The sequence below is a fragment of the Gardnerella vaginalis 1500E genome, from assembly GCF_000263595.1.
Classification (GTDB): domain Bacteria; phylum Actinomycetota; class Actinomycetes; order Actinomycetales; family Bifidobacteriaceae; genus Bifidobacterium; species Bifidobacterium vaginale_E.
Map to the genome: position 1 here is coordinate 206,182 of NZ_ADES01000014.1, position 26,333 is coordinate 232,514.

General features: G+C 46.3%; 25 protein-coding genes and 1 tRNA gene. 7 read left to right on the plus strand and 19 right to left on the minus strand.

What is annotated here, in order from left to right; translation table 11 throughout:
- Nucleotides 1–9: 9 nt before the first annotated feature.
- Together CGSMWGV1500E_RS01445 and CGSMWGV1500E_RS01440 are read right to left on the minus strand one after the other, a co-directional pair.
- On the minus strand, nt 10–1,854 hold the full coding sequence (locus CGSMWGV1500E_RS01445; protein WP_004128975.1) for a L,D-transpeptidase: 1,845 nt from the start codon (nt 1,852–1,854) through the stop codon (nt 10–12).
- An 83-nt stretch (nt 1,855–1,937) separates the two neighbouring features.
- The gene (locus CGSMWGV1500E_RS01440) at nt 1,938–2,885 is read right to left on the minus strand and encodes an alpha/beta fold hydrolase (RefSeq protein WP_004128977.1); all 948 of its coding nucleotides are present in this window, start codon (nt 2,883–2,885) and stop codon (nt 1,938–1,940) included.
- 112 nt (nt 2,886–2,997) lie between these two features.
- Here CGSMWGV1500E_RS01440 and CGSMWGV1500E_RS01435 point away from each other — a divergent pair, with 112 nt between their 5' ends.
- From CGSMWGV1500E_RS01435 to rpiA, 4 genes are all read left to right on the plus strand, one after another.
- Nucleotides 2,998–4,125, plus strand: coding sequence for a diacylglycerol/lipid kinase family protein (locus CGSMWGV1500E_RS01435; protein ID WP_004128979.1), 1,128 nt, complete (start codon nt 2,998–3,000; stop codon nt 4,123–4,125).
- A 356-nt stretch (nt 4,126–4,481) separates the two neighbouring features.
- Nucleotides 4,482–6,155, plus strand: a complete 1,674-nt coding sequence (pgm, locus tag CGSMWGV1500E_RS01430) for a phosphoglucomutase (alpha-D-glucose-1,6-bisphosphate-dependent) (protein WP_004121470.1) — start codon at nt 4,482–4,484, stop codon at nt 6,153–6,155.
- A gap of 101 nt (nt 6,156–6,256) precedes the next feature.
- Nucleotides 6,257–7,219, plus strand: coding sequence for a ribonuclease H family protein (locus tag CGSMWGV1500E_RS01425; RefSeq protein WP_004128981.1), 963 nt, complete (start codon nt 6,257–6,259; stop codon nt 7,217–7,219).
- Nucleotides 7,220–7,373: 154 nt separating this feature from the next.
- Complete coding sequence (rpiA, locus tag CGSMWGV1500E_RS01420) at nt 7,374–8,072, plus strand: ribose-5-phosphate isomerase RpiA (RefSeq protein ID WP_004128983.1); 699 nt, start codon at nt 7,374–7,376, stop codon at nt 8,070–8,072.
- A gap of 570 nt (nt 8,073–8,642) precedes the next feature.
- Here rpiA and CGSMWGV1500E_RS06325 read toward each other — a convergent pair.
- Complete coding sequence (locus CGSMWGV1500E_RS06325) at nt 8,643–8,732, minus strand: 30S ribosomal protein bS22 (RefSeq protein WP_004268639.1); 90 nt, start codon at nt 8,730–8,732, stop codon at nt 8,643–8,645.
- Between the two features lie 104 nt (nt 8,733–8,836).
- Nucleotides 8,837–9,439: a hypothetical protein gene (locus CGSMWGV1500E_RS01415; RefSeq protein WP_004128990.1), complete on the minus strand. Its 603-nt coding sequence runs from the start codon at nt 9,437–9,439 to the stop codon at nt 8,837–8,839.
- A 117-nt stretch (nt 9,440–9,556) separates the two neighbouring features.
- Here CGSMWGV1500E_RS01415 and radA point away from each other — a divergent pair, with 117 nt between their 5' ends.
- The gene (radA, locus tag CGSMWGV1500E_RS01410; protein WP_004128993.1) at nt 9,557–11,062 is read left to right on the plus strand and encodes a DNA repair protein RadA; all 1,506 of its coding nucleotides are present in this window, start codon (nt 9,557–9,559) and stop codon (nt 11,060–11,062) included.
- 14 nt (nt 11,063–11,076) lie between these two features.
- Here the strand turns inward: radA and ribF are convergent, their stop codons facing one another.
- The 5 genes from ribF to nusA all read right to left on the minus strand — a co-directional run bounded on the left by ribF (nt 11,077) and on the right by nusA (nt 18,207).
- Nucleotides 11,077–12,321 carry a bifunctional riboflavin kinase/FMN adenylyltransferase gene (gene ribF, locus CGSMWGV1500E_RS01405; protein ID WP_004128996.1) on the minus strand — a complete coding sequence of 415 codons (1,245 nt, stop codon included), beginning with the start codon at nt 12,319–12,321 and terminating at the stop codon, nt 11,077–11,079.
- Between the two features lie 70 nt (nt 12,322–12,391).
- Entirely contained in the window at nt 12,392–13,528 is a 1,137-nt protein-coding gene (locus tag CGSMWGV1500E_RS01400; RefSeq protein ID WP_004128998.1) for a tRNA pseudouridine synthase B, read from the minus strand.
- Nucleotides 13,529–13,551: 23 nt separating this feature from the next.
- Nucleotides 13,552–14,076: a 30S ribosome-binding factor RbfA gene (rbfA, locus tag CGSMWGV1500E_RS01395; protein ID WP_004129000.1), complete on the minus strand. Its 525-nt coding sequence runs from the start codon at nt 14,074–14,076 to the stop codon at nt 13,552–13,554.
- 1 nt (nt 14,077) lies between these two features.
- Nucleotides 14,078–16,957 (minus strand): translation initiation factor IF-2, encoded by a 2,880-nt coding sequence (gene infB / locus CGSMWGV1500E_RS01390; protein ID WP_004129002.1) that lies wholly within the window; start codon nt 16,955–16,957, stop codon nt 14,078–14,080.
- A gap of 212 nt (nt 16,958–17,169) precedes the next feature.
- Complete coding sequence (gene nusA / locus CGSMWGV1500E_RS01385) at nt 17,170–18,207, minus strand: transcription termination factor NusA (RefSeq protein ID WP_004129004.1); 1,038 nt, start codon at nt 18,205–18,207, stop codon at nt 17,170–17,172.
- A 173-nt stretch (nt 18,208–18,380) separates the two neighbouring features.
- On the opposite strand from nusA, the gene CGSMWGV1500E_RS01380 reads away from it, so the two are divergent.
- Together CGSMWGV1500E_RS01380 and CGSMWGV1500E_RS01375 are read left to right on the plus strand one after the other, a co-directional pair.
- Nucleotides 18,381–19,445, plus strand: coding sequence for a hypothetical protein (locus tag CGSMWGV1500E_RS01380; RefSeq protein ID WP_004129005.1), 1,065 nt, complete (start codon nt 18,381–18,383; stop codon nt 19,443–19,445).
- Nucleotides 19,446–19,481: 36 nt separating this feature from the next.
- The gene (locus CGSMWGV1500E_RS01375) at nt 19,482–19,922 is read left to right on the plus strand and encodes a hypothetical protein (protein ID WP_004129008.1); all 441 of its coding nucleotides are present in this window, start codon (nt 19,482–19,484) and stop codon (nt 19,920–19,922) included.
- A 201-nt stretch (nt 19,923–20,123) separates the two neighbouring features.
- On the opposite strand, the gene CGSMWGV1500E_RS01370 is transcribed toward CGSMWGV1500E_RS01375, so the two are convergent.
- The 10 genes from CGSMWGV1500E_RS01370 to CGSMWGV1500E_RS01330 form a co-directional block, all read right to left on the minus strand.
- A tRNA-Ser gene (locus CGSMWGV1500E_RS01370) sits at nt 20,124–20,209 on the minus strand.
- 91 nt (nt 20,210–20,300) lie between these two features.
- Complete coding sequence (truA, locus tag CGSMWGV1500E_RS01365) at nt 20,301–21,218, minus strand: tRNA pseudouridine(38-40) synthase TruA (RefSeq protein ID WP_004129010.1); 918 nt, start codon at nt 21,216–21,218, stop codon at nt 20,301–20,303.
- Between the two features lie 27 nt (nt 21,219–21,245).
- Nucleotides 21,246–22,505: an Mbeg1-like protein gene (locus CGSMWGV1500E_RS01360; RefSeq protein WP_004129012.1), complete on the minus strand. Its 1,260-nt coding sequence runs from the start codon at nt 22,503–22,505 to the stop codon at nt 21,246–21,248.
- A 128-nt stretch (nt 22,506–22,633) separates the two neighbouring features.
- Nucleotides 22,634–23,068 (minus strand): 50S ribosomal protein L17, encoded by a 435-nt coding sequence (rplQ, locus tag CGSMWGV1500E_RS01355; protein WP_004129014.1) that lies wholly within the window; start codon nt 23,066–23,068, stop codon nt 22,634–22,636.
- 84 nt (nt 23,069–23,152) lie between these two features.
- The gene (locus CGSMWGV1500E_RS01350) at nt 23,153–24,148 is read right to left on the minus strand and encodes a DNA-directed RNA polymerase subunit alpha (RefSeq protein ID WP_004129016.1); all 996 of its coding nucleotides are present in this window, start codon (nt 24,146–24,148) and stop codon (nt 23,153–23,155) included.
- A gap of 79 nt (nt 24,149–24,227) precedes the next feature.
- A complete protein-coding gene (gene rpsK / locus CGSMWGV1500E_RS01345; protein WP_004105468.1) occupies nt 24,228–24,626 on the minus strand; it encodes a 30S ribosomal protein S11 in 399 nt (132 codons plus the stop codon).
- A gap of 83 nt (nt 24,627–24,709) precedes the next feature.
- Entirely contained in the window at nt 24,710–25,087 is a 378-nt protein-coding gene (rpsM, locus tag CGSMWGV1500E_RS01340) for a 30S ribosomal protein S13 (RefSeq protein WP_004105472.1), read from the minus strand.
- Nucleotides 25,088–25,224: 137 nt separating this feature from the next.
- Nucleotides 25,225–25,338 (minus strand): 50S ribosomal protein L36, encoded by a 114-nt coding sequence (rpmJ, locus tag CGSMWGV1500E_RS06330; protein ID WP_003842636.1) that lies wholly within the window; start codon nt 25,336–25,338, stop codon nt 25,225–25,227.
- Between the two features lie 21 nt (nt 25,339–25,359).
- Nucleotides 25,360–25,578 carry a translation initiation factor IF-1 gene (gene infA / locus CGSMWGV1500E_RS01335; RefSeq protein WP_004129021.1) on the minus strand — a complete coding sequence of 73 codons (219 nt, stop codon included), beginning with the start codon at nt 25,576–25,578 and terminating at the stop codon, nt 25,360–25,362.
- 168 nt (nt 25,579–25,746) lie between these two features.
- Nucleotides 25,747–26,307 (minus strand): adenylate kinase, encoded by a 561-nt coding sequence (locus tag CGSMWGV1500E_RS01330; RefSeq protein WP_004129023.1) that lies wholly within the window; start codon nt 26,305–26,307, stop codon nt 25,747–25,749.
- Nucleotides 26,308–26,333 lie beyond the last annotated feature (26 nt).

The following is a 26,333-nucleotide window of genomic DNA, read 5'->3' on the forward strand; positions in this document are numbered from 1 at the left end:
CTCATACGCTCATTTCTCGCGCACAGGACCATCCGGAGTAGTTCCTACAATCTGAACAATCGTGCCGCGCGGGCAATTCTCATAAATCCAACGCGCATCCTGCTCGTACATGTTGATACATCCGTGAGAACCGTGATTCGCAGCATCGCCAGTAGCAATACCATCATAATTCCAAGAAGCAGTGTGGAATCCTTCTCCAGCGTGATAATAGCTAACCCAGCGCACATTAGGCGAGAAGTAAGAAGAACCATCGCCATTTCGACCGCGCATATCTTGAGAAGCGTAACGCAAGTAGATGAAGAACGTGCCAGGAGTTGAATCATCCGCGCCAGTCCTACCGGTGCAAACAGGGAAAGTCTTCACAAGCTCGTCGTTTCTATAAACAGACGCAGTCTGAGTTGACTTATCAACAACAATGCGCATTTCTACAAGCTTTTTCTCAACCGTAAACTTAGTGATTTTTGCAGGAAGAGTCAGCTTAAAATCATTTCCCTTACGCAAAGCATCGACTGCTTTTTCTGCAGCAGTTTTTGCATAAGTGATTTCAACACCATTAGAACCCTTCATGGTTGTGAAAATAAACTTTCCGTCTTTATTAATTGCGTCTTCCTGATTAACCTTCTGCTGATTAAGCTCTTTAGGAAGTGCCTGAGACAAGAAATCGTCTGCTTTATCTGTATCAATAGTGTAGGAAAGCTTACGACGCGTAGTATCAGCTTTTACAGTAATCCAGGAAGCAAGAACTGTTTTAGGAACAGTAAAATCTTTTCCGTCGCCATTATTAAACGTAATTTTTTTCGACAGCAACTTATTTAATTCGTCAACAAGTTTCTGTGCAGCATCGCGCTTAATAGGAGCTTGAGTTTTGCGAGAAGTAACTGAAACTTTTAAGCTTTTACCAGGATGAGCCAGTATTTTTTTCACCGCTTCGCGCACGGACAAAGTTTCAATAGTGCGGCCAGGAATACCATCTTCTACAACGTAAGACTCGGAATTCTTGTCGAATTTTGCGCTGTAAGGAACGGCACGATCACGCTCGCGAACAAACCTAGTAAGCACATACGAATCCATTGCAGAATGATCAACCTTAGCTTGCAAACTAACAGACTGCTGAATCCAAGGCATAATGCGAGTGAATAAATTATCATGCTTAGCTTGCATAATTGCTCGCACAGTATTTGGCTGATTGATTTTTACACCAAGCTCACCCAAATCCGCAGTAATACTGTTTCCACGGTCGTCCTTAATAACCAAAGAAGAAGCATCCACGGCATCACTTACAACGCGCTTTACGGAATCCTCTTTATAACCCGTAAGATTACGCGCAACAGAAACATCGCCAAAATTAACGCCTGGAGATACGCGATCGTGGAAATACCACTGTAGCGCAAAGAATGCCACAGCTATCAAAATAACAAAAACTAGAAGAGAATAAAGCAATGCGAGCGCAGAACGATTGCCGTGATTGGCTGAGCCTGCCTTCGCTCCGTTAGCGCCACGACCGCCTCGCTTGCCATCTTTACTATTTCTGCTGCCGCCATTTTCGGGCGTAGATTTAGAATCAGGCGTTACAGCCTTAAAAGTGTCTGTTTCTGTAGAATCTGCAGAATTGTTAATAAGTATTTCTTGTACAGAAAGACCGCTGTCGAAAGAATCCTGATCTTCGTATTCGTCTGCAACTTCACCAAGATTTTCGGCAAGAGTTTTTTCATCATTATCGGCAGATTGATTATCTACCTGATTCTGCTCGACTTGCGCAAAAGCAACTGTGTCGTCGCTTGCGTCATCAGGCGTATGACCCGGCATTTGATTGAAGGAATCTTCGCCTTCAGGATTGTGCTGCATATCAGTCATATTAATAACCTCTGCTCAATAATTGTACGCAAAAACACGCTCGTACAGTTTATCACTAGCGACGCACGAAATTACAGATTGCTCTACAAACGCTGCACTGCCGACAATAAAGTCACCAAAGCAGAAGCAACCTCATACGGATGCTCAGTAGCGCTGAAATGTCCACAATCTTCAATAACCGTAAAATCAACATGCTTTGAAGAAGTCATTGCCTCGGCCATTGGTCGCATAATTTCAGGCGCACTAGAAGGATCCAAAGTGCCGCTAATAACCGCAGCCGGAGCTGTAATCAAAGGAAGCTGATCTTCCATATCTGGACGGCAAGCAGCCATGCGCTGACGCCATGCCAAACCTTCAGGCTTCTGGTCATGAATCCAATTTTCAAAAGTATGAATAAACTCAGGCGACTGTTTAACCGTAGAATCTTTTTCGGTTGCGTGAGCAAAATGCATAACAGGCTCAACCGTTTGGTCGCGCTCGCAAACATCTGCAATTTCAAGACGCTTAGCGCGTGCTTGAGGAGCGTCAACGCAGGCTCGAGTATCGCATAAAGCAATGCCGGCAACAGCTTTAGGAAGAAGACGCTGAACATCCAAAGCCACATAGCCGCCCATGGAAAGGCCAACCCACACAGCGCGATTAAAGCCCAAATCGTTAATAAGTTTTACATAAGATGCACTAAGAGCGTCGAGAGCGTGAGCGTAATCAGACTCGTTAAACTCGGAGCTTTCGGCTTTTGGAGTCTCGCTCAAGCCGGCACCAACCATATCCGGAGCAAAAATAGGAACGTCATGCTTTAACAAGCCGGATTCAAGAGCGGCATCAATTTGTGCGTTCAAAGAATCTGCACAAGCATCCCACATGCGGTGATCAACCGGAAAACCGTGGATTAAAACGATTGGAACAATATTGGAATTGTTTGAATCGTCAGAATTTTTTACATCTCTATAAACCGTATTGTGCAACTGAAAAAGTGAGCAATCCTTAAAAGAATCGCACTTATTATTTGCGTTATTAAAAGCTTCACACATAGTGCCTAATAATAGTCTTAGCCAATAACACAAATGTGTAAAAAACGTAAATATTCACAGTATTAAGCAAAATTTATCGTAGCAATAGAAATAATGTGCAAGAATAGAGAGTATGCCAATTATGCCTATTCAAGCAACCATTGCACTTATGGTGATTGTTTTTGCGCTAGTTATTGCGCCATTCGTCATCATGATTGTTACGCGCGCCATGAAACGGCATCATTTAGCGAAAAAACTCGCAAAACGACACGGCGACTCCGTGCATTACGCGTTTATTTTAAATCCTTCAAAGCCGCAGGCAGAATCTTACCGCGAAAGTATTCAAAATTATTGCAACGATCACAAGCTAACTTACGAAATAATCGACACGCAGCTAGATAAAGACGGACGCGAGTGCGCCTTAGAGGCACTTTCCAACGGAGCTAACGTTGTTGTGGCAGTTGGCGGAGACGGCACAGTTAGAACAGTTGCGAGCGCAGTAAGCGGCAAAGGGCATGCGATGGGAATTATTCCTATTGGCACCGGAAATCTTTTTGCAAGAAACATGGGCATACCTGTAAACGATGTGGAAGCTGCGTTGCGCGTGGCTACTTCGCACGGGTCCAGGCAGGTTGATGTTGGGCGAGTAACTATTCTGGACAATCCGAATGAAGACCATGGCCACGCGTTTTTGATTATTGCCGGAATTGGTTTCGATGCGCTTATGATTGACGACACAGACCCGAAGCTAAAGAAAAATATTAGTTGGCTTGCTTATTTTGTGGCCGGAGTTAAACATTTGTTTATGCCGAAGTATCGTGCAACCGTTACCTTACAAAGATCAAACGGCGACGAAAGCGTGCTAAAAGGACTCACCTTCCGAACCCTTATGGCAGGAAATTGCGGGCAAATTCCTATGTTCTCGCTAATGCCAGAAGCCGCTTACGACGACGGCGTGCTCGACTTTGAAATTATTGACACTTCAGGCGGATTAATCGGCTGGGCTAATTTATTCCGAGGAGTAGTACACCAAACCGTAACCGGTCACGCCCTGCAGCAGGAGTCGCTATCCGCAGGCTCCAGAATTGACCAAACGCAAGGATTTAGCGCGGAAGTGCAGTTAGAAAAAGCGGCTCCAGTGCAGGTGGACGGCGACATTTTGGGTTACACAAAGCATTTGCGCTTCACTGTTGACAAACAAGCCCTGTGCGTGCGCGTGCCAGCAAGCGTAAAAACTAGCGCTTCTGTGAGTGATAAGTAACTGTGGCGCGAGTTTGGGGGATTTCTCTCCTCGCACGTCCCGTCCTTCGGGCGCTCTGGCTGTTAAAGGCGTTTATTGTGTTCGCCTTTCTTTAAAGAATGTAGCTTCTCAGTCCTCTTTTAGTGCTCGTAAAGAAATCCCCCAAACTCTGCATGCTAATTCGTTAATAACCGTGCTAATCGCAGAGATTTTTCGATTTTTCTTCTTCGCTCGGCGAATCAGCAGCCTTCGGCTCTGACGTTCGCCTCGCTCAGTGCGAAAAATCTCAAATCTCACCACACGAATATCCACACGTATGTGAAACCAAAATGCGTGTGAAAATATAAAATACAAGCGCCGTGGCAAAATAAAAAATTATGGTAGCAAAAAATGCGGGAATGCCCGCCACCCCAGAAGATCTAGTCGACGTCGACGCTTTGGTTGGCGCTTACTATGATGAAGTTCCAAATTCCAACATTCCAGAACAGCGCGTGATTTTCGGCACGTCCGGTCACCGTGGTTCTGCTTTGAAAACTTCGTTTAACGAAGCTCATATTGTGGCTATTACACAAGCTATTGCTGAATATCGCAAGAAAGCTGGCGTAACTGGCCCTCTTTATATTGGTCGCGATACGCACGCTCTTTCTGAGCCTGCTCAAAAAACCGCTATTGAGGTTTTGGTTGCTAACGGCGTTCACGTTCGCGTGGATTCTCGCGGCGACTTCGTGCCAACTCCTGTTGTTTCTCAGGCTATTTTGACTCATAATCGCGCAGCCGACGGCACTCAGCGTTTTAGCGGCGACGGCTTGGCTGACGGCATCGTAGTCACCCCTTCGCACAATCCTCCAACCGACGGTGGTTTTAAGTACGATCCTGTAACCGGCGGCCCTGCACCTGCAGACGTAACTAATGCGATTGCAAACCGCGCAAACGAATTGCTCGACAACTACAAGTCCGTAAAGCGCGTGCCTTTCGAGGAAGCAATCAAGTCTGATTTGGTTGAAGGCTTCGATTACCGCGAACATTACGTAAGCGACTTGGCAAACGTAATCGACTTCGACGTGATTCGTTCCAGCGGCGTGCGTTTGGGAATTGACCCACTCGGCGGCGCAAGCGTAAACTACTGGCCACTTATGAACGAAAAGTACGGCCTGAACATTGGCGTTGTGCGCCCAGAAGTTGATCCAACTTGGCGATTCATGACTATTGACCACGATGGCAAGATTCGTATGGATCCAAGCTCCCCTTACGCAATGAAGGGCTTAGTTGATCAGCTTAACGCTGGCGCTTGGGATAAGTACGATTTGGTTGGCGGCACAGACCCTGATGCCGACCGCCACGGAATTGTGTGCCCTAACTGGGGCGTTATGAACCCGAACCACTACATTGCAGTATGCGTTGAGTACTTGTTCGGAGGCGCTCGCCCAGATTGGCCAAAGAATACTGCAATTGGCAAAACGCTTGTGTCTTCTTCCTTGATTGACCGCGTGGCTGCTTCTATTAACGCAAAGCTTGTGGAAGTACCAGTTGGCTTTAAGTGGTTCGTTGACCCACTCTTTAGCGGCGAAGTTGCTTTCGGCGGCGAAGAAAGCTCCGGCATGAGCTTCTTGCGCAAGGATGGTCGCGTTTGGACCACCGATAAGGATGGTTTGATTCCAGACTTGCTCGCGGCGGAAATCACTGCGAAGACTGGCAAGAACCCAGCTCAGCTTCACCAGGATCAGGTTGCTCGCTTTGGCGAAAGCTGGTATAAGCGCGTTGATACCCCAACCACTCTCGAGCAGAAGCAGAAGTTCGCAGCTTTGAGTGGTGACGATGTTGAAGCGACCAAGCTTGCTGGCGAGGACATTACCGCAAAGCTTACGGAAGCTCCTGGAAACGGTGCAAAGATTGGCGGCTTGAAGGTTACCACCAAGAATAATTGGTTCGCTGCTCGCCCATCTGGTACTGAAAATATTTACAAGGTTTACGCAGAATCCTTCGTTTCTCCAGAAGCACTAGACAAGGTGCTTGAAGAAGCCACTGCTGTAGTCGACAAGGCTTTAGCATAGTCAACAAGACTTTGGCTTAACGTGATAATCTTGCGTAAATAAAAAATACACTAATTGCGCTGGTTGCAATTTGCAGCCGGCGCATTTTTGAAAGGTTTGCCATGATAGTTGTTTCTACAGACGGTTCCGCATTAGGAAACCCAAACGGTTCAATGGGTTGGGCATGGGCAGATCACGGCTTCGAGGCTGGTAGCACTAGCGAGCACCATCACACTGGCAACGCGGACGCTGGAGGCGCAACTAACGGCACGAATCAAATTGGTGAATTATGCGCGGTTTTGGAAGCTTTGCGAGCGCACCCAGGAAGCGAGCCTCTTACAATCGAAACTGATTCACAATACGCAATCAACTGCTCAACTACGTGGATTCACGGCTGGAAAAAGAACGGTTGGAAAAATTCCAAAAACGAGCCTGTAAAAAACGCAGATTTGATTCGCGCTATTGATGCGGAAATTACTAAGCGCGAAGGTGCTGTAAAATTCGTGTGGGTTAAAGGGCACGCTGGAAACGCTGGAAACGAAAAAGTTGATACATTAGCGCGCACATATGCGGAAGATTGCCGAAATGGTTTGAAGGACGGTTACTTGCCTTTAGAAGGCTGGAAGTCGCTACTTTCTTCGCCATACGCAAGCGGAACTGACGTTCCTGAAGACGCAAAAGCGTTAATGGAAAATAAGATTTCTTGCGAAGAATACCATATTGGGCGCGCAGTTGGAGAAGACACAAACCCAGATTTCGTGAAAAATAGCAACACTCAAGACGCGTCTAAAATTGCCGAAAATATGCAAGATTCTACTCAAAAATCAAACGAAGCAGATGAATCAAACGAGGCGCACGAGTCAGAAATAAAGCCCGAAATAAAGCCGCAAATCACGCCCCAGCCAGTACCTGGTTTAAGTGTTTCTGGAGTGCTGCAGTTTACTCCCCCGCCAAACACAAGCCCAACTTTTAACGGCCAGGCGCGTTTTATTTCCGGCACAATTAACGTAAGCGGATACGTCGAACCCGACGGCACTTTGCGCTTATCTCCAACCGACTTCTACCTAAATCAAGCAAACAAATAAACCATAAAAATCTGCACACAGACTAATATGGAAATGTACGAAAATGAGGCACGCATAAAAGCGCAACAGCATAAAGCGTAAAAGCCTCTCCCGCAAATGCGATGGAAGTTCATCGACGAACTCGGGAATAACAAAAAACAAGAAAGCAGGAATAATGGATAAAGCACAACAAGACGCGCTTAAAAAGGCAGCAGGCATTGAGGCCGCAAAGATTGTAAAAAATGGGATGATGGTTGGCCTCGGCACCGGCTCTACAGTGCGATTCTTGGTTGACGAGCTTGGCCGCAGAGTTAAGGAAGAAGGCTTAAGCTTCACAGGAGTCACCACTTCTCGCCGCACGCAGGAGCAGGCAGAAGGCTACGGAATTAAGATTCTCGACATTAATGAAGTAGACCATATTGATGTTACGATTGATGGTTCTGACGAAGTTGATAAGAACTTCAACGGCATTAAAGGCGGCGGCGCGGCTCTGCTTTGGGAAAAGATTGTGGCCATTAACTCAGACCGCATTGTGTGGATTGTGGACGCAAGCAAGGTAGTTGACACAATTGGCAAATTCCCACTTCCAGTTGAGGTGATTCCGTTTGGCTCCGCACAGGTGATTCGTAAGTTCGAAAAGCGCGGATATAAACCAGTTTTGCGTCTTGACGCTAACGGCAAGGAAGTGCGCACCGACGAGAACAACTTCGTGGTTGATTTGCACATGGAGCGCATTGAGCATCCACAGGAGTTGGCTAAAGATTTGATTGAAACCGTCGGAGTCGTAGAACACGGCTTGTTCTTGAACATGGTTGACACAGTGATTGTTGGCGACCCAAACGGTCCTCGCACACTTACAAACCCAAATAAGTAGCCGCGAATAAATAGCGCAACTAAGCAATCGCAAATAGAGTCAGCATTTTACTGGCTCTATTTTTTATTGCAACGAGTTTTTATTTGCGATATTCTTGCGTTTCGTCTATGAGTTTTGTGACTGATTTAGTTTTTTGTTTTTGACGAGGCTAGAAAATTTGTGTTTGCGCAAGCCCCGTCCTTCGTCGCTTTAACTGTTAAAGTATTTTGCCGTGTTCGCCTATCTTTTAACAATGTCGCTTCCTCAGTCCTCTTTTATTGCTGAACACAATTTTTCCAGCCTCTCAACACACTAAACGACAACACAAAACTCATAGACTCGTGCAAAAAGTTACGCAAAGTGCGTGGTTTACTAAGTGCAACTAAAGTCGCGCAATTAAGCTGCGGGTGAGTGCAACTACCTACTTCATTGTTTTCTCAGTGCGAAAAATCTCAAATCTCACCACACGAATATTTGCAAGACAATCCGCGAAATATATAAATAAATAAAAAAGCGCCGGGAAAAACCGACGCTTTATAAAAAGTATTTACGTGCCTAAACGTTCAGACACGCATCAACGCATAAGCATAATTACTTGCGCTGGTGACGAGTCTTACGCAGCAGTTTGCGGTGCTTCTTCTTGCTCATCCGCTTGCGGCGCTTCTTGATGACAGAACCCATCTGAAGCCTCCATTCCTATGTAAAGTGTGCAACTTGCCTAATGTTACACCGTTTTGACGACTTTGGACAGTCCCGTCACAAAGAACAGTGCTTTTTGAAGAAATTTACATTGGGAAGCTGTGGTAAAAACGCTCTACAGACTGCTTCGAACCAGTTACTTCAAAAACAGCAGTGTCGTTTTGCCATAATGCGCTCGCCTGAGTTTTATCATTCTCATCAACGCGAAGCACGTAGCTGCCAACCGTTTTACCAGCAACTTGAATCTTACCGCTTGCAACGTCTGAACCCTTAAGACCGTCGAGCAATGCTTCGTATTGCTTATTTGCAGAATCACGATTCGACCATTGCGCAACAGTCAGCGAAACCTCACCATCGCTCTGACCTGTTGAATACTTTACGCTATATTCTTCCAAAGGCGACGATTCAGTCCAAGTTGCGCTAGGAATTGCGTCAACTCGCGCAAAATCAAGAACACTATCCGGCATAGACTTCAACAAAGCTGTTGAAGAAACCGGCAAAGTTTTAGCCGGTATAGATGGTGTTTTTTGCACAGCAACATGATTTTTATTTGCAGAATTATCGTGATTAAGCGCCCAACCTGGCCACACGAAAGCTGAAAGAAACGCTAAAATAACCACTACTGCTGCAGACGTAACTACAACTAATAATTTGCGATGTGTTGATCCATTAGCATTTGAAACATTCATATCCGACATACTTGCATTATCTCACAGCATGATGACGCGTAAGTCTGCAACACTGCTTTTTTGGGGCTTCATAAAGCACAGCGCGTCATTGTCTCTAAAGACATATAGCGTCTAAATATGGCTAGTAAATCTCCCCTGCACTATTTATGCTCCGAATGCGGCTGGAGCGGGTCAAAATGGTATGGACGCTGCCCAGAATGCGGAGAATGGGGCACAGTAAACGAGTTTAAAGAAGCGCGCGTTAGCGGACTTTCAAAAACTACTCGCACCTCTAGGATGACGCGCTCTGGAAATGCTAGAAATACGGCAGCAAACGCAGGATACCTGTCAGCGAACTCAGCAAAAACAGCAAACTTTGCAAACGCAACAAACGCATCAATATCAGCTCAACCTATGAGCGAAATTGAAGCCGACGATGCACTTCGTATTCACACAGGCTTTGGCGAATTTGATCGCGTTTTAGGCGGCGGTCTTGTGCCTGGTTCAGTAACTCTTATTGCAGGTGAGCCTGGAATCGGAAAATCAACTCTTCTTTTAGAAGCTGCGTCAAATATTGCAAAACAGGCGAAATTAAATGGAAATCCTCCTGTTTTATACATTTCCGGCGAAGAATCAGCCGCCCAAGTAAAGTTGCGCGCATCTAGAATTAACGCTGTAAACGACTACTTGCTTCTTGCAACAACCGGAGACTTAGACACTGTTCTTGATCTTATTGAAGCACACAGGCCAACGCTTGCTATTGTTGATTCTGCTCAAACAATTGTTGCCCGAGACGTTGAAGGCATTACCGGCGGCTCCACTCAGGTGCGCGAAGTTGCGAGCGCTCTTATTGACGTTGCTAAAACGAATAATATTCCAGTTATGCTGGTTGGTCATGTTACTAAAGACGGCTCTATTGCAGGCCCTCGCACTCTTGAGCATTTAGTTGATACAGTTTGCCAGTTTGAGGGAGATTCGCAGACGGCTTTGCGCATGCTTAGGGCTGTTAAGAATCGTTTTGGACCAACTGACGAAGTTGGCTGCTTCGATATGAGCGGCGAAGGAATTGAGGAAGTGCCAGATCCTTCCGGACTGTTTTTGTCTTCTACAGAAAACGATAATCAAGGTAAAAATTCGCAAGATGGCGCAAACGACGGCACTTGCGTTACTTTTACGCTAGAAGGACACCGAAGCTTACCGATTGAAATACAGGCGCTTGTAACGCAATCTGCACTACCAACACCTCGTCGCGCAGTTTCTGGGGTTGACGCAAACCGTATTGCAATGCTTACGGCTGTTTTGTATCGTCATGGAAGAGTTAATTTACTAGCAAAAGACCTGTATGTTTCTACGATTGCCGGCGCGCTTGCAAAAGAGCCTTCGTGCGATGTTGCAATTGTTGCTGCTTTGGCAAGCGCTGCCAGCGGAAAAGCCGTAGCTAAAAAAACGTGCGCAATTGGCGAAATAAGCTTAACTGGTCAAGTGCGTCCTGTTCCTAGAATGGAGCCACGCTTGCGCGAGGCGGCCAGAATAGGATACAAGCGCGTTGTTGTGTGCCCGCTTCGAAAGAAAATTAATATTCCAGGATTGCAGATTGTTGAAGTGCGCAACGTTCGAGATGCGTTGCAAGCGCTTGGGTTGTAAGACAGTAAGTAAATTTAGTCTTCAGCCTCAGCGTCAGTAATTGCACGCACCTCTTCAACATTGGCTTTAAGCATATTTTTTAGCTCATCAACAGAATCGAAAGCCTGCTGTGGGCGCAAGAAACTAGCAAACTCAATGCAAACGCGATGTCCGTACAAATCCTTCCAATCGTCGAACAATCCGTAAGCTTCAACTGTGCGCTCAGCTTCGTCCTCACCATCTTTATTAAACGTTGGCTTTGTGCCGATTGAAATCGCAGCTGGCCAACGCCATGGAGAATGTACGCCTAAATGAAGCTCATCTCGGCGCAAAACGCTAACATCCGGCACAGTGCTCTTTGTTGGGCGCATTTCATTCTTATTATCTGAATCTAAATCAACAACCCAACCAGCGTATACGCCGTCAACTGGAATATATCCTTCAATTTTTTCGCCAAGATTCACTGTTGGGAAACCAATCTCACGACCGCGCTCATCTCCATGAACCACTGTTCCTTCAACGCGATGCGGTTGATCCAAAATTTCGCGAGCCGCCTTAACGCGCCCAGTTGCAAGCATCCAACGAACATTCGTAGAGCTCCAAGCACGCACCTTCTTATTCGGCATACTCTTACTCCAAGCGCGATATTCCGCCTTATTCATGCCTTCAGCAGGATCTTCCGGCTCTCCAGAACCCTTAGGAACTTCGCGCACAATAGGATCCGGCACGCGAACATCCTCCGGACCTAAATCTTCTACCTCAATAAGCTCAAAAACACCCGTTGCTTTAGATAATTCGCGAATCGCTTGAATATTTCCAGCCCTACGAGCACCAAGAGCAGCGTCAGAACCAAGAACCAAAGCTCTCATACCAAGCTTTCCTACGAGCTGACCTAAGAAGAAACGGTACGATTTTGCAGCAAAAGCAAGGCTGTAACGCACAATAACAACGTGATCAACATCTAGCTCAGAAAGCACGCGCAAGCGTTGACGAACGCTGGTAAGCGCATCCGAATCTTCTGGAAGATCCGTGTTGCAATCGCCAAAATCGTCGTATAAATCAGGGTTTGCATGCACTACACTTGGGCGCGGATCGAACATAATAACAACAGAAAACGCGCCGTGACGGTGCGCAAGTTCCACAGTGCGGCGAACAACCTCACGATGCCCCTTGTGCATACCGTCGAACACACCAATTGTAACAACTGCTTTACGCTCTGCACTTAGCGTTGGCCAATTAATCATGCCGTTGGCATCTGGTCGAATGTCGATGACCTTCATGATATCCTTACTATCCGCGTTGAAGCTTTACGTACGCAATACGTCTTGCGTAATTCCTTATTTTCAATCCTTAATACAGTTTACCAGTCTTCTGGCTTGCCGGAAATACCACAATTGGTTTGATTTGATTAGTTTTGCTATTTTTTGCTTGCTCAACTACAGCAACAACGTCATTTTGCGCATTGTTTGAGGATTTAACGTAGGCTATTGCAGGATATTGTTGAGAATTTTCTTCTGATTCAAAACTAAGCCAGCGCCCAAAACGCAAGTCTCGAGCTTGAGTTTCGTCAATTTGTAGCATTGGTAAAGTATGCTCGGCTGCTTCAAACATGTTTAAGCAGGTTTTAGAAAGACAAATATCGGCGTCAAAATCTTTTTCCAGCACAGCTTTTGAACGTTTTTGTAAAACACCTTCCCTATCGGTAAATTCGCGAGTTTCCGTGCGAAGTTTAAGAACGCGAGGATCTGTTACTGAAAAATCGCCGATGCTTGTGCGTCGAAGCGAAATAAGATGCCCACCAACTCCAAGAATACGGCCTAAATCGCGCGCTAAAGCACGAATATATGTGCCACTACTGCAAGAAACAGTTGCAGTAATATCGCATACTTTTCTTCCGCTTTTGCCGCGCAAAATACAAGGATTAGCAACATAAAAATCGCTAATAGTTACTTCGCGAGACGGAATTTCTACAGTTTTTCCTTCGCGAGCTAAATCGTATGCTCGCTGACCGTTAATTTTAATTGCAGAAAAAGCGGTTGGAGCTTGCATAATTTTGCCAGTTAAGTTTTCTTTAATAACTTGCTTAATGCGCTCAAAAGCTTGGTTTATGAGCTCACTATTACAAGAATCGCTTTCAAGAAGAAGCTTCAAAAGCAAATCGTCTGCAGCTTTAGTAACAACTCCCGGACCTAATTGCAGATTGTTTTGTTGCAAAATCTCACCGTCTGCATCATCTGTAGTCGTAGACTCACCCAAGCGAATTACCGCCTCATAGGTTTTGTTGTGACCTAGCATGTAGTTAAGCAAGCGCGTTGCGTTACCAAAACCTACGATTAGCAAACCTGTTGCCATAGGATCTAGCGTTCCTGCGTGACCTACACGTTTTGTGTGCAAAAGGTGACGAGCGCAGGCTACAACGTCGTGACTTGTAACTCCCTGCGGCTTGTCTACAAGTAAAATGCCGGAAGATGGTGTGAATTGCGTCATATGCAAATTAAGATTTTTTCGCGCTATTCTGCAGATTCATAAGGTTCTGAAGATTCTGCAGGTTCGTCATCTTCAAAGTCGTCATCTTCAAAATCGTCGTCAGACTCATCATCTTCATGCGGTTTCTTATACGGATCAGATTCGCCAGCATACTTAGCGTTTTCGCGCATTTTAGCTAACTCTTCGTCACGATGACGAGCAGCAACCAAAATATCCTCAATTTCGTGCGCTTCCGTAGGCACTTCGTCGTAAACGAATTGCAATTGCGGAGTTAAACGCAAGCCAGCTTTTGCACCAACCAAGGATCGCAAACGTCCGTGAGCCTGCTGTAAAGCCTGGGCTGCACGTTGACGCTCACCCTGCTCTTTTCCAGCATGACCAAGCTGAGTCCAATAAACTTTTGCAATTTGCAAATCGTTAGTAACTCGAACTTCCGTAATAGTTACACTAGCAAGACGCTTATCGTGCAACTGCGACTCCATATTAGAGGCGATTACGCGCTGAATTAACGCTGCAATACGAGCAGCTCTAGGATTTGTTCCTGCCATATTACTTGCGCTCAATCTGCTTCATTTCAAAGGTTTCGATTACGTCGCCAAGCTCAATGTCGTTGAAGCTTCCAAGGTTAATACCTGCTTCATAACCTTCGCTAACGGACTGCACGTCATCCTTAAACCTACGCAAGCTGGAGATTTCCAGGTCGTTGACTGTAGCAACGCCGTCGCGCAAAATACGGCACTTCGTACCGCGCTTGACTTCGCCGTCTTGAACCATAACACCAGCAATATTGCCGAACTTGGAAGAACGGAAGATTTCGCGAATTTCGGAATGCGAAGTAACAACTTCTTCAAACTCCGGCTTAAGCATACCCTTCAAAGCAGCTTCAATATCTTCAATTGCCTTGTAAATAACAGAGTAGTACTTAACTTCCACGCCCTCGCGATCTGCCAAATCTGCAACCTGGCGGTTTGGACGCACGTTGAAGCCAATAATCACAGCCTTGTCAACAGTTGCCAAGTTCACATCGTTCTGAGTAATTGCACCAACACCGCGGTGAATAACCTGGATTCCAACTTCTTCAGAAACCTCAATCTTCATCAAGGAATCTTCCAAAGCCTCAACAGAACCGGAAGAATCACCCTTAATAACAATGTTCAGCATGTCAACTTCAGACTTAGCGAACTGTTCCTTAAGGCTTTCAAGAGACACAACCTTGCGGCGCTTAGCAAGCTGAGCTGCACGCTCTGTAGCTGCACGCTTCTCCGCAATCTGACGAGCAGAACGGTCGTCCGAAGTAACCAAGAACAGATCGCCTGCGGTTGGAACAGAAGTTAAACCAAGCACCTGAACAGGAGTGGAAGGAGCCGCGTCCTGCAAGTGGTTTCCGTTTTCGTCGAGCATAGCGCGAACACGGCCGTAAGAAGTGCCTGCAACAATAGAATCACCAACATGAAGAGTACCCTGCTGCACCAAAACAGTTGCAACAGCACCGCGACCTTTGTCGAGTCGAGCTTCAATAGTTGCGCCGCGAGCGTCCATATTTGGATTTGCTTTAGGATCAAGCTCTGCGTCTGCAGTAAGAAGCACAGCTTCAAGAAGCTTATTAACGTTCGTACCCTGCTTTGCGGAAATATCCACAAACATGGTGTCGCCGCCGTACTCTTCAGCAACCAAACCGTATTCTGTAAGCTGACCACGAACCTTGTCTGGGTTAGCGCCTTCAACATCAATCTTGTTCACAGCCACAACAATTGGCACGTGAGCCGCTTGAGCGTGGTTAATTGCTTCAACAGTCTGAGGCATCACGCCGTCGTCTGCTGCAACAACAAGAATAGCAACGTCTGTAAGCTCAGCACCGCGAGCACGCATAGCAGTAAACGCTTCGTGACCTGGGGTATCGAGGAATGTAATCTTGCGAGGCTTACCCTCAAGATTTACAGTTACCTGATAAGCGCCAATTCGCTGCGTAATACCGCCAGCTTCGCGATCAATAACATTCGACTTGCGTATGGTGTCGAGCAAGCGAGTTTTACCGTGATCAACGTGACCCATAACGGTAACAACAGGTGGACGAGATTGCAAATCGTCATCTTCCTGCAACTCTTCTTCATCTAAATCAATATCGAATTGCTGCAAAAGCTCTTTATCTTCTTCTTCAGCAGAAACAATATTGATATTCCAGCCGATTTCTTCACCCAAAATCTGGAATGTCGACTCATCCAAAGACTGCGTAGCAGTTGCCATTTCTCCCAAGTGGAAGAGCACAGTTACCAAAGCTGCTGGATTGACATCAATTTTTTCTGCCAAGTCAGAAAGAGTTGCACCCTGACGCAAACGAATAGTAGCGCCATTACCAGAAGGAATGCGCACGCCGCCAATAACTGGTGCTTTAAGCTCTTCGTATTCACGACGCTTCGCTAAACGGTTCTTACGAGCCTTAGAAGACTTACCTCCCTGACGGCCGAATGCGCCTGCAGCACCAGCCCTACCGCGACCGCCGCCGCGAGATGGACCACCATTAGGAGCACCAGCAGCCGCAGCCTGGAAAGTTGCAGCTTGATTAGCATTAAAACGCGATTCTGCAGAAGGCCTGCTATTTGAAGAGCCAGAACCATTACCTGCGCCACCGCGACGCTGGCCTGACCACTGAGAACGCCCAGCTCCTTGGTTAGAGCGACCGCCGCGAGAACGATTCCCGCCACGTTCACCGCGAGCACCATTTGCATTACCTGCTCCACCCTGGCCTGGACGACCACCGCGGCCATCTTGAGCGCCTGGACGAGACATTGGGTGAGGACGAGGAATATCTCCAGGGGTAGGAGAACGCATGCCCTGCTTACGGCTAAACGGATTATTCCCAGGACGAGGTGTTGCATTACCTGCTCCCTGAGCACCCTGATGCGGGCGCGGACGAGGAGGCATTTGCGCACGATTTTCGTGATTTTCTCGATTTTCACCACGACGCTCTGCATGCTTTGATTCGCCAGAAGAAGATGGACGAGGATTATGATTCGTGCGAGAGTGATTTGCTTCAGACTTTGGTGATGGCTTAGAAGCTGCAGAACGTTCGGATTGCTCCGAATTTTGATTGCCTGCAGAGTGCTTCTGAGATTCAGCCTGAGACTTAGCTTTTGGTGCAGAAGGTTTTGCAGACTGATTTACAGACTGATTTGCAGCTTGCTTTGAAGCTATAGTTGAAGCTGTAGTTGAAGCAGGATTTGCCGCAGCCTTAGCAGGCTTGCTACCTGACTTACTGCCTGCTTGATTTCCTTCAGCTGCCAGCGCCGCCTGCAAACGACGCACTACTGGAGCCTCAACTGTTGAAGAAGCGGACTTAACAAATTCGCCCATGCCTTTCAAACGCTCCAACACGGTTTTACTGTCTACACCAAATTCTTTGGCCAGTTCATACACGCGCTTTTTAACCACTCAGTGTTCTCCTCTGTCTGTGGCAGCGCTAGCGCGCGCGGCCACTTTACATTATTGCGAGCTTATTATTTATTATCGTGCGATATATCATCGTGCGACCATGATCTTGTACCTCGTCTTGTGCAGGACGATGCTACTGCCTTTTCGCCCAGATTCCAGCTTTCAGCATACTCGAAACGTTGGATTGGTGCGAGTGTCGCCACTACTAAAGATTATGCGTTTTGAGCTTGAGCTGCAGCAACTTTCTTATCATGCTCTTCTTGCGACTCAATGCCAATCTTCCAACCAGTCAGCTTTGCAGCCAAACGAGCATTCTGACCTTCCTTGCCAATAGCAAGTGAAAGCTGAGCATCATGAATAAACGCAACTGCAGTCTGACTTTTTTCGCTAACTACCTGCACCTGTGTAGCAGTTGCTGGAGAAAGCGCTGCGGCAACAAACTTTGCTGGGTCATCCGACCAATCGACAATATCAATCTTTTCTTGACCCAAGTTTTCCATTACAGCACGAACCCTAGAACCGCCAGGACCGATCAAAGCGCCCTTTGGATTAACGCCCTCAGAGTTAGCACGTACAGCAATCTTTGTGCGAGCTCCAGCCTCTCGAGCAATCGCCATAATCGAAACAGCACCAGAAACAAGTTCTGGAACCTCACGCTCAAAAAGACGACGAACAAGCTCAGGATGCGACCTAGAAACCACAATTTCTGGTCCGCGAAGACCACGCGCAACATTAACAACATACACGCGAATACGCTCGCCATGACGGTAACGTTCACCTGGAACCTGCTCGCGGCGAGGCAAAATCGCTTCAACATCCCCAACAGCAACATGAATATTAGTAGTATCTTTGGCGTCCTGCTGAATAATTCCATTAATCAGCTTGCCTTTTTGACCAGAAAAAGCACCAAATACGCGATCATCTTCAGCCTTACGGAAGATTTGGCTAATAACTTGACGGGCTGTTGCCGCAGCAAGACGGCCAAAATCGCGAGGAGTATCATCATACTCTTCACCCAGCGTTGGAGCCGGATACGGGTTATCTTCAGTAGGCTTACCAGGAATTTCATCCCTAGCCCACACAGTGAACGAACCTGCACGTTCGTCCAATTCAACTCGCACATGCTTTGCAGGATGAGCGGTTTTCATATACGCAAGACGCAAGGCCTCGGCGAGCGCCTCGTCCAGCTCCTCGGCATTAATCCCCTGCTGTGCCGCAAGCTGATGCATTCCCGCCAAATCCAATTCCATCGCGCACGTCCTCTCGTTATAACGCATTCATTTATGATTATTATTTTTTGCAACTGTTCTGCCTTCTGATATAGCTTTTATAATCAGATTTGCTTTAAGTTGCAGACAAGCCAATATCTTACTGAATTAACACAGTCGATATTGGTCACAGTCAGTGGCTATTTTAGTAGATTATGCAGACACTTTATGTTTTGTTAAAAGCCGTACGCACTAACGCAATGCGCAGCATAAAAATTGCGCTTAAGATTTTCGTTTGTGCTTTATTGACACCTACGCTAGTTTTTACTCTAGCATCTTGCGGCACATTGCAAAACATTCACGTAGATCATACTGTAAAATCTACTTCTGGCGAAAATATTTGCGCAAAAGCCTACCGTTTAGCGCAAAAAAATCAACAATTTATTGAAAACAACGCAAATAATATATCTGCTTCAGACTTGGAATCTTCTGCAAAAGAATGGGAAACTGTAGCACAGCAATGTCCAGGAAGATTAAGCGAAAGTATTGTTTATAGCGCGCAAGCAAAATGGGAAATATTATCTAAAGAATCTGAAAATAATAAGTCAAAAATTGCTGAAGAAATTGCTGAAGAAATTTCTGGCACAAGCGATGAAGAAAATACTTACAAAAGCACAGAAAACACAGCTACACCAGAAAACGCAGAATCTTCAATAACTCATCAACTAGAGCGTAACGCTTATATACAATTTACAAAAACAGTAAAGCATTACAACAATTTTCAATGGACACATCACCCTTTGGCCAGCGCAGCAGCTGCAGAAGACCAGCTAGCGTTTATACTACAAACTTTAGCCGCAAAAAAAGTTCCAGGACTGCCTTTGGAATATAGCGATATGGCATCAACAAATGCTCAAACTTTTATGAACGCATCCGGAAAAGGCGATGATTTGCGCAAAAAAATATATGAGATTCCATCCGACGCTCTTGAAAGTGGAAAAGCGCAAGATAAGGCAAGCGGAAAAGATTTGCCGATTGCAGCCATAGCTTATATGGATTGCGCGCGAGCTGAGCTTACTGCTTTTAATCAAATAATAGTTATTGAAGAAAATAAAACTAAAAGCGCGTCAAAAAACAATCGCGACGAAACAAGCTACGAATACTCTGCTGTTCAAGCGCATAAGGATTTTAAAGATGCTGTAATAAAGCTGATTACTTCCAGATTATTGCGCGCCTACGCTCTAGGCTACCCAACAGATACAAATTTGGTTTTGAAATAGTATAATTTGGTATGGTCTCCAATAGAGGTATAACTAATGTCGTTACTACATTATTTTAAACATACACTATCTAATCGCTTATCAGAGCAAGCTAAAAAACGTATTCGTAAATATATTACTGTTTTTATTGCTTCGTATATGATTTTACTTTTGTTATCATATATACTTCTTGAACATGAGGAATCAGTTTGTGAATATGCTGTAGTAAATGCAAATTCCACTGCATCTGTTGTCGAAGATATAGAAGAATCTAAATCATTGCAAAAATACGTTAAATTAGTTAGAAAGAGAAAAACACCTAATTTTGATGAAAAAAATACTTGTCCAAGAAGTATTTTTATTTGGGATGTAATTGGACGATGGCTATATCTTCGTAGATATACCAATGAATTGCAGATATCTACTATGGACGACTTAGATTGGATTAGTTCCGTATTAGAGAAAGAATCACAAGCAAATGAAAATAAAGTTTATTAAACTAAATGTCGTTATAATCTAAAAATGCAGCAACACAAACCTAACACACTACGCTAACACACTAGCCTGCCCTGCCTTCGCCAATCGAGACGAAGGCAGACCTCGCTTTCACTGAAAGTGAAGTGCACTTTCAGTTTTGAGAAAGCTCGACGAATTAAAAAAGCCTAAAGCAATTTACATGCTTTAGGCTTGGTTAATTCGCGGATGAAGCGAGATTCGAACTCGCGGAGGATTTTACCCTCACACGCTTTCGAGGCGTGCTCCTTAGACCGCTCGGACATTCATCCACTTGCAATTTGGCGCAACAAAAGCGCGCACAAACGCAACTTTTCAATTGTAAACCATGGCGCGAATATAAAATTCTGGCGAGTTGAAACGCTATAACTCAGCGGAATCACGGCGAGCACGAATCTGCTCCGCACGAGAAGCAAGCTCATCATCCGGCGGATAAGCTACATATTCCAAAGTCAACCCTTGCGGCGCAATCGGCCCAGTAGAACCTTCTCGAAGCGGCGTATTAATCTTCTCAGCAAACCAATCAAGAGAACGTTTTCCACGCCCAATCTGCACGCAAGCCTGCACAAGCGAGCGCACCATATTGTGAGCGAAAGCGTCAGCAACAATAGTAAACTCAAGCAAACCCTGCTCAACAGGCGGCACGCATCCAGTTTTAAGCTTAACGCGCACGTCATTAGCGCGCTCCCCAACACGTTCCCAACAAGCACTCTTTACATCGCGAATAGTGGTGCCGCCAGGATTAGGACGCGCAAAAGATCCAAAATCGTGAAGGCCAATCATAAGCCCAGCAGCCTGATTCATTGCATCAACATCCAAAACATCGTCAAGCTTCAAAACAAAACCACGCATACGAGGATCGTAATCACAATAATCAGAAGCGTCGCAAATACGATACACATACGTGCGCTCCAACGCAGAAAAGCGTGCATCAAAACCAAGTGGAGCAACACTTACCTTATTCAACGAAATATCTTGCGGCAAAACATGCTTAAGCCGGTACTCGAGCGCGCAAACACCGTTCAATCCGGTATGCCCTACGCATCGCAGCAAAGTTTCTTCACAAACATCAAGATGACAAACCTGATGCGACGCATGCACGCCCGTATCCGTACGACCAGCCACAGTAAGGCGCAGCGGCTCAGCAGCATCCCCTTCTGGCACACGCAATACTGTGTGCAAAGCCCCCTCAATTTCACCCTGCACAGTTCGCAAAGTAGGCTGCTTAGCCCAACCGTAAAATCCGCCACCATCGTAAGCTAAATCTAAGCGAAGTCGCATTCAAAACCTTTCCAAACAGACTTTCCACTAGCTTTTCTTATCCGAAGAGCTGCCGCCCGCAAGCGCAAAAGCACTCATAACACTACGAATAAGCTCATAAGTTTTTGAATCCATATGCATTGCAATCTTCAATAATTTAGGAACAACCTCCGACCAATGAGAAGACATTTCATCAAAAGTTGGGTAACCCAAACTGCTAAAAATGCTGTAAACGCTGTCAATTCTGCGCTTTCGCTCCTCGAATGGCAGATTCATCATCCACTCGTTTGCAGCCTTAGAAACGGCCAGAGCGCGCGGAGTTACGCAATCACAGTAGTCAAAATCACCATTTTTAATCTGCCAATACATGCCAAAATGTTGCATTAATCCAATCGAATCGGCAAATGTAACCTTATACGGCACTCCCGTATCCATAATCAATCCAATAAAGGCAGACTGCGGAACTACTTTTTCAATACGACTTGAAACATTCGCAAAAACGCTTGTATCCACTACATCAGACGCAAAACCAGGTCCGTCCATAGAATAAATTTTTGATACAAGATCACCTAGTTTTTGACTTGTAGCATCTAAGCGCATAGCCGCATAAGCAGCCATGTTCCCACCTTTTGAATGACCGACAACAATAATATTTGGATTATTATTTTGCAAGTCTACGGAAGATTTTGAAAAGCGGGCAAAAATTTTGTTCGCACAAAGTTTATTAAAGAAGTTTTTATTAAAGAAGTTTTTATTAGAATAACGCTTGCTATATCTTTGCGCTACAGAAGTCAAATATTCAGCAGCAGATTCTTGCGCTGGCACTGGGCAGCGGAAAGCCATGTTGAAATCTTCTTTCCACCCAACAAGCGTACTGTCAGTGCCGCGATACGCAACAACAAGAGTATGAGGATTATCAATCCCCTCGCAATTGCTAAGATCAAAAGTAACTCCAGCAAACTGCTGCTCTAATGATTCGTCAATATTTGATTCATCAAACCTCTCAAGATACTCCCCTACGCGAATTCCCCTATACCTAGGGCTGGAAGCGACAGCAAGAAGCAGCTTCCTGCGGAATTTATCTACTTTGGGAGATCCAGAAGAAAACATTGACGAATATTCTTCTATTCTAAGCAATTCGTTAATAGATACAGTAGAAATATTCTTTGGATTATCGCAATATTTTGGCACGTACGTTGGCATATTTATATAAGATAGCTCGCACAAAATCAGCGCATCTACGGCATTAAACTTGCGCTGAGCGAAGGTAGAGAAATCGTTGCGCAACAAATCAATAACATTCGACATAATTCAATAATAATACAAATAAAAAACGAGCCGAGGAAATCCTCGACTCGTTTTAGCAATTCTTCAAGAAGCGATTTTACGCTTAACTTTAAGATTTACTTTACCGATGCGTAAAGCTGAAATGCTGACTACTCGGCAGCTTCTTCTTTAGCTGCTACCTTAGTAGCTGCTTCAGCTTCCTTCACAACAGCCTTCTTTGGGCTTACTGGCTCAGTTACAAGCTCAATAATTGCCTGAGGAGCGGTATCGCCACGACGTGGAGCAATCTTCACGATGCGGGTGTAGCCGCCTTCACGCTGCTTCATCTGCTCAGCAATCTGAGTGAAAAGAACGTGAACCACGGACTTGTTGCGAATCACGCGCAACACGCGACGACGCGAATGCAAATCGCCACGCTTAGCGAATGAAATCAAACGCTCAGCAAGCGGACGAAGACGCTTTGCCTTTGGCAACGTCGTCACAATACGACCGTGCTGGAAGAGGCTGGTCGCCATGTTGGCCAGCATCAGGCGCTCATGAGCCGGGCTAGAAGCCAGACGAGGGCCTTGTTTCGGTGTAGGCATTATTACTCCTTATTGTCGCAATTGCCGAAAACTCAGGTGGGCATCAACCCGAACATCCGAATTTACGACGATTGCAGGTGAATTCTACTCGTCTTCAGGCGAGAAGAAAGTGCCACCTTCGAGATTATTGGCGTCGAAGCCAATCGGCGAAGCCTTCAAAGACAGACCCATGGTCTGCAACTTCTCTTTGACCTCATCGATGGATTTCATGCCGAAATTACGAATATCGAGCAAATCCTGCTCAGTGTGAACTACCAATTCGCCGACTGTATGAATACCCTCGCGCTTCAAGCAGTTGTAGCTGCGCTGGGTAAGATTCATTTCTTCAATCGGTGTAGCCAGCTGGGAATCAGATTCCTCACGCATTGGCGCTGGACCAACTTCAACACCTTCGGCTTCAAGATTAAGCTCACGGCAAAGGCCGAAAAGCTCAACCAAGGTTGAACCTGCGGACGCAACAGCATCGCGCGGTGTAATAGCTGGCTTGGTTTCCACATCCAGGATGAGCTTATCGAAGTCCGTGCGCTGTTCCACGCGGGTAGCTTCGACCTTATAGCTCACCTTCAAAACTGGCGAGTAGATCGAATCCACAGGAATGCGGCCGATTTCGCTGTTCTCCTGCTTGTTCATCTGAGCTGGTACGTAGCCGCGACCGCGTTCAACAGTAAACTCAATCTCAAGTTCACCATCTTCAGCAAGTGTAGCAATATGCAATTCAGGGTTGGCAATAGTAACGCCAGCCGGAGGAGTAATGTCTCCAGCGGTTGCTTCACCTTTACCATTCTTGCGCAGATACATCACTACAGGCTCGTCGTACTCACTAGTGAGCACGATGCCCTTGATGTTCAGCAGAATTTCAGTGACATCTTCTTCAACACCTGGCAGAGTCGTAAACTCATGCAAAGCTCCGGAAATGCGTACCGAAGTAACGGCAGCACCTGGAATGGAGCTCAACAAGGTACGACGCAGCGAATTGCCGAGAGTGTAGCCAAAACCTGGTTCCAACGGCTCAATAGTAAAGCGAGAACGCTGGGGATTCAGTGATTCCTCGGTAAGTGTCGGACGCTGTGCGATAAGCACTTTGGTATCCTTTCAGCTTCTGGTCGGTGGTGCACTCGCCGCCCATAAGCGGGTTGGATGGATGGATTCGTAAGAGTGCTCAGACGCGGCGACGCTTTGGTGGGCGTACGCCGTTATGCGCTTGCGGGGTAACGTCGGTAATAGAACCAACTTCGAGACCCGCGGACTGGAGGGAACGGATAGCGGTTTCACGACCGGAACCTGGACCCTTAACAAACACGTCGACCTTCTTAAGGCCATGCTCCATTGCCTTACGAGCGGCAGACTCAGCAGCCATACCTGCAGCGTAAGGAGTCGACTTACGGGAACCCTTAAAGCCGACGTCACCACCGGAAGCCCAGGAAAGGACTGCACCGGATGGATCGGTGATGGAGATAATCGTGTTATTGAATGTTGATTTAATATGCGCCTGCCCAACCGGCACCGACTTGCGGTCCCGGCGACGCGGCTTGCGCGAGGCTTGCTTTGCAGCTGCCATTGACCCTCGTTTCCTAATGACGAATGAGTTGGTATGTCTAGACGATGGAAATGTATCCGTGGCCTAGAGCCGACCACCGACTACTATCGGGTGGCCTTCTTCTTCCCGGCGACAGTACGCTTCGGGCCCTTACGGGTACGAGCATTAGTCTTGGTACGCTGACCACGCACAGGAAGACCCTTGCGATGACGCTGGCCTTGATAGCAGTTGATCTGAATCTTACGACGGATGTCTGCGTCAATTTCACGACGCAAATCGCCCTCGATCTTGTAATTAGCCTCGAGATAATCACGCAAGGTGATCAGCTGTTCATCCGTAAGATCCTTGACGCGAGTGTCCGGATTCACACCGGTCGCGGCAAGCGTTTCCTTAGCGCGAGTGCGGCCAACACCAAAAATGTAGGTGAGGGCAATCTCAATGCGCTTCTCATTGGGAATATCTACTCCGGCAAGACGTGCCATTGTAATTCCTTTACTGTTACGCAGGTCGTGCACCAAGTCTTCCGCATTATTAGATGCGGCCTGGGCCTGCGCACCCAGGGTTCAGCTTCTGCTGTGACTTAGCGCCTTATTCTTTGTATTCCGCGATGGAAATCTGCTCAGCCCTGACGCTGCTTATGACGTGGGTTAATGCAGATCACCATGACGCGGCCGTGACGGCGGATCACGCGGCAGTTTTCGCAGATCCTCTTCACGCTAGGGCTGACCTTCATGGTTTTCCTTTGCTTGTACCTTTACTTATAACGGTACGTAATACGTCCACGGTTCAGATCGTATGGACTCATCTCCAGCACTACACGATCCTGCGGAAGAATGCGGATATAATTCTTGCGCATTTTTCCGGAAATCGTAGCTAGAACGATGTGCTCATTCTCGAGCTGAACGCGAAACATCGCGTTCGGCAGTGCTTCGACTACCTTGCCTTCGACTTCAATCACACCGTCTTTTGCCATGAGCCTCGTTCCGATCCTTGGGCATACTACTTCGCGCATCCGAAGACACGCCAATCTTCTATATTACAGTAAATGCGCCCTATACAACACTCGGCGTGTCGCATGGGGCGCATTTCTCACACAAACCTGACTGTAATAAATCAGTCTAGTATTATTGTTCTACTGCTATTAGTTTAGCGATTCAATGATGCGATTATTAATTTCTTTAATATCGCCAACACCATCAACTTCAACTAACTGACCGCGGCTATCGTAAATATCAAGAAGCGGAGCAGTTTCTTTTTCGTATGTTTCCAAACGCTTAGCAATAACTTCTGGAGTATCGTCAGAACGACCCTGCTCTACTGCGCGCTTCTGCATGCGCTCGAGCAAAACCTCACGCTCAGCCTCTAAAGCCACGACGTGGTCGAGAGGAGTTGAAAGTTCTTCCAACATTAAATCCAAAGCCTGAACCTGGGAAGCGTTGCGAGGATAACCGTCGAGAATCCAGCCATTCTTAGCATCATCTTGTGCAAGACGATCCTTAACAATGCTGTTTGTTAGCTCATCTGGAACCAACTCGCCCTTGTCAAGATAAACCTGCACTTGCTTGCCAAGCTCAGTCTGATTTTTTAAGTTATAGCGGAAAATATCACCAGTAGAAATTGCTGGAATATTGTAATGCTCGCTTAACAAAGCAGCCTGAGTGCCCTTGCCAACGCCCTGAGGACCCATAATCAGCAATCGCATATTCATCTCCTTGATTCTTCACAAAT

Bases quoted from the DNA above. Each gene is read 5' to 3' on its own strand.
- rbfA (WP_004129000.1), bottom strand. From the start codon at position 14,076: ATGGCAGGAACAAATCCTAGAGCTGCTCGTATTGCAGCGTTAATTCAG.
- radA (WP_004128993.1), top strand. From the start codon at position 9,557: ATGGCTAGTAAATCTCCCCTGCACTATTTATGCTCCGAATGCGGCTGG.
- CGSMWGV1500E_RS06325 (WP_004268639.1), bottom strand. From the start codon at position 8,732: ATGGGTTCTGTCATCAAGAAGCGCCGCAAGCGGATGAGCAAGAAGAAG.
- rpsM (WP_004105472.1), bottom strand. From the start codon at position 25,087: ATGGCACGTCTTGCCGGAGTAGATATTCCCAATGAGAAGCGCATTGAG.
- ribF (WP_004128996.1), bottom strand. From the start codon at position 12,321: ATGAAGGTCATCGACATTCGACCAGATGCCAACGGCATGATTAATTGG.
- rpiA (WP_004128983.1), top strand. From the start codon at position 7,374: ATGGATAAAGCACAACAAGACGCGCTTAAAAAGGCAGCAGGCATTGAG.
- CGSMWGV1500E_RS01435 (WP_004128979.1), top strand. From the start codon at position 2,998: ATGCCAATTATGCCTATTCAAGCAACCATTGCACTTATGGTGATTGTT.
- CGSMWGV1500E_RS01440 (WP_004128977.1), bottom strand. From the start codon at position 2,885: ATGTGTGAAGCTTTTAATAACGCAAATAATAAGTGCGATTCTTTTAAG.
- CGSMWGV1500E_RS01400 (WP_004128998.1), bottom strand. From the start codon at position 13,528: ATGACGCAATTCACACCATCTTCCGGCATTTTACTTGTAGACAAGCCG.
- rpsK (WP_004105468.1), bottom strand. From the start codon at position 24,626: ATGGCAGCTGCAAAGCAAGCCTCGCGCAAGCCGCGTCGCCGGGACCGC.
- nusA (WP_004129004.1), bottom strand. From the start codon at position 18,207: ATGGAATTGGATTTGGCGGGAATGCATCAGCTTGCGGCACAGCAGGGG.
- CGSMWGV1500E_RS01375 (WP_004129008.1), top strand. From the start codon at position 19,482: ATGTCGTTACTACATTATTTTAAACATACACTATCTAATCGCTTATCA.
- CGSMWGV1500E_RS01360 (WP_004129012.1), bottom strand. From the start codon at position 22,505: ATGTCGAATGTTATTGATTTGTTGCGCAACGATTTCTCTACCTTCGCT.
- CGSMWGV1500E_RS01425 (WP_004128981.1), top strand. From the start codon at position 6,257: ATGATAGTTGTTTCTACAGACGGTTCCGCATTAGGAAACCCAAACGGT.
- infA (WP_004129021.1), bottom strand. From the start codon at position 25,578: ATGGCAAAAGACGGTGTGATTGAAGTCGAAGGCAAGGTAGTCGAAGCA.
- rplQ (WP_004129014.1), bottom strand. From the start codon at position 23,068: ATGCCTACACCGAAACAAGGCCCTCGTCTGGCTTCTAGCCCGGCTCAT.
- rpmJ (WP_003842636.1), bottom strand. From the start codon at position 25,338: ATGAAGGTCAGCCCTAGCGTGAAGAGGATCTGCGAAAACTGCCGCGTG.
- CGSMWGV1500E_RS01330 (WP_004129023.1), bottom strand. From the start codon at position 26,307: ATGCGATTGCTGATTATGGGTCCTCAGGGCGTTGGCAAGGGCACTCAG.
- CGSMWGV1500E_RS01380 (WP_004129005.1), top strand. From the start codon at position 18,381: ATGCAGACACTTTATGTTTTGTTAAAAGCCGTACGCACTAACGCAATG.
- truA (WP_004129010.1), bottom strand. From the start codon at position 21,218: ATGCGACTTCGCTTAGATTTAGCTTACGATGGTGGCGGATTTTACGGT.
- pgm (WP_004121470.1), top strand. From the start codon at position 4,482: ATGGTAGCAAAAAATGCGGGAATGCCCGCCACCCCAGAAGATCTAGTC.
- CGSMWGV1500E_RS01445 (WP_004128975.1), bottom strand. From the start codon at position 1,854: ATGACTGATATGCAGCACAATCCTGAAGGCGAAGATTCCTTCAATCAA.
- CGSMWGV1500E_RS01415 (WP_004128990.1), bottom strand. From the start codon at position 9,439: ATGAATGTTTCAAATGCTAATGGATCAACACATCGCAAATTATTAGTT.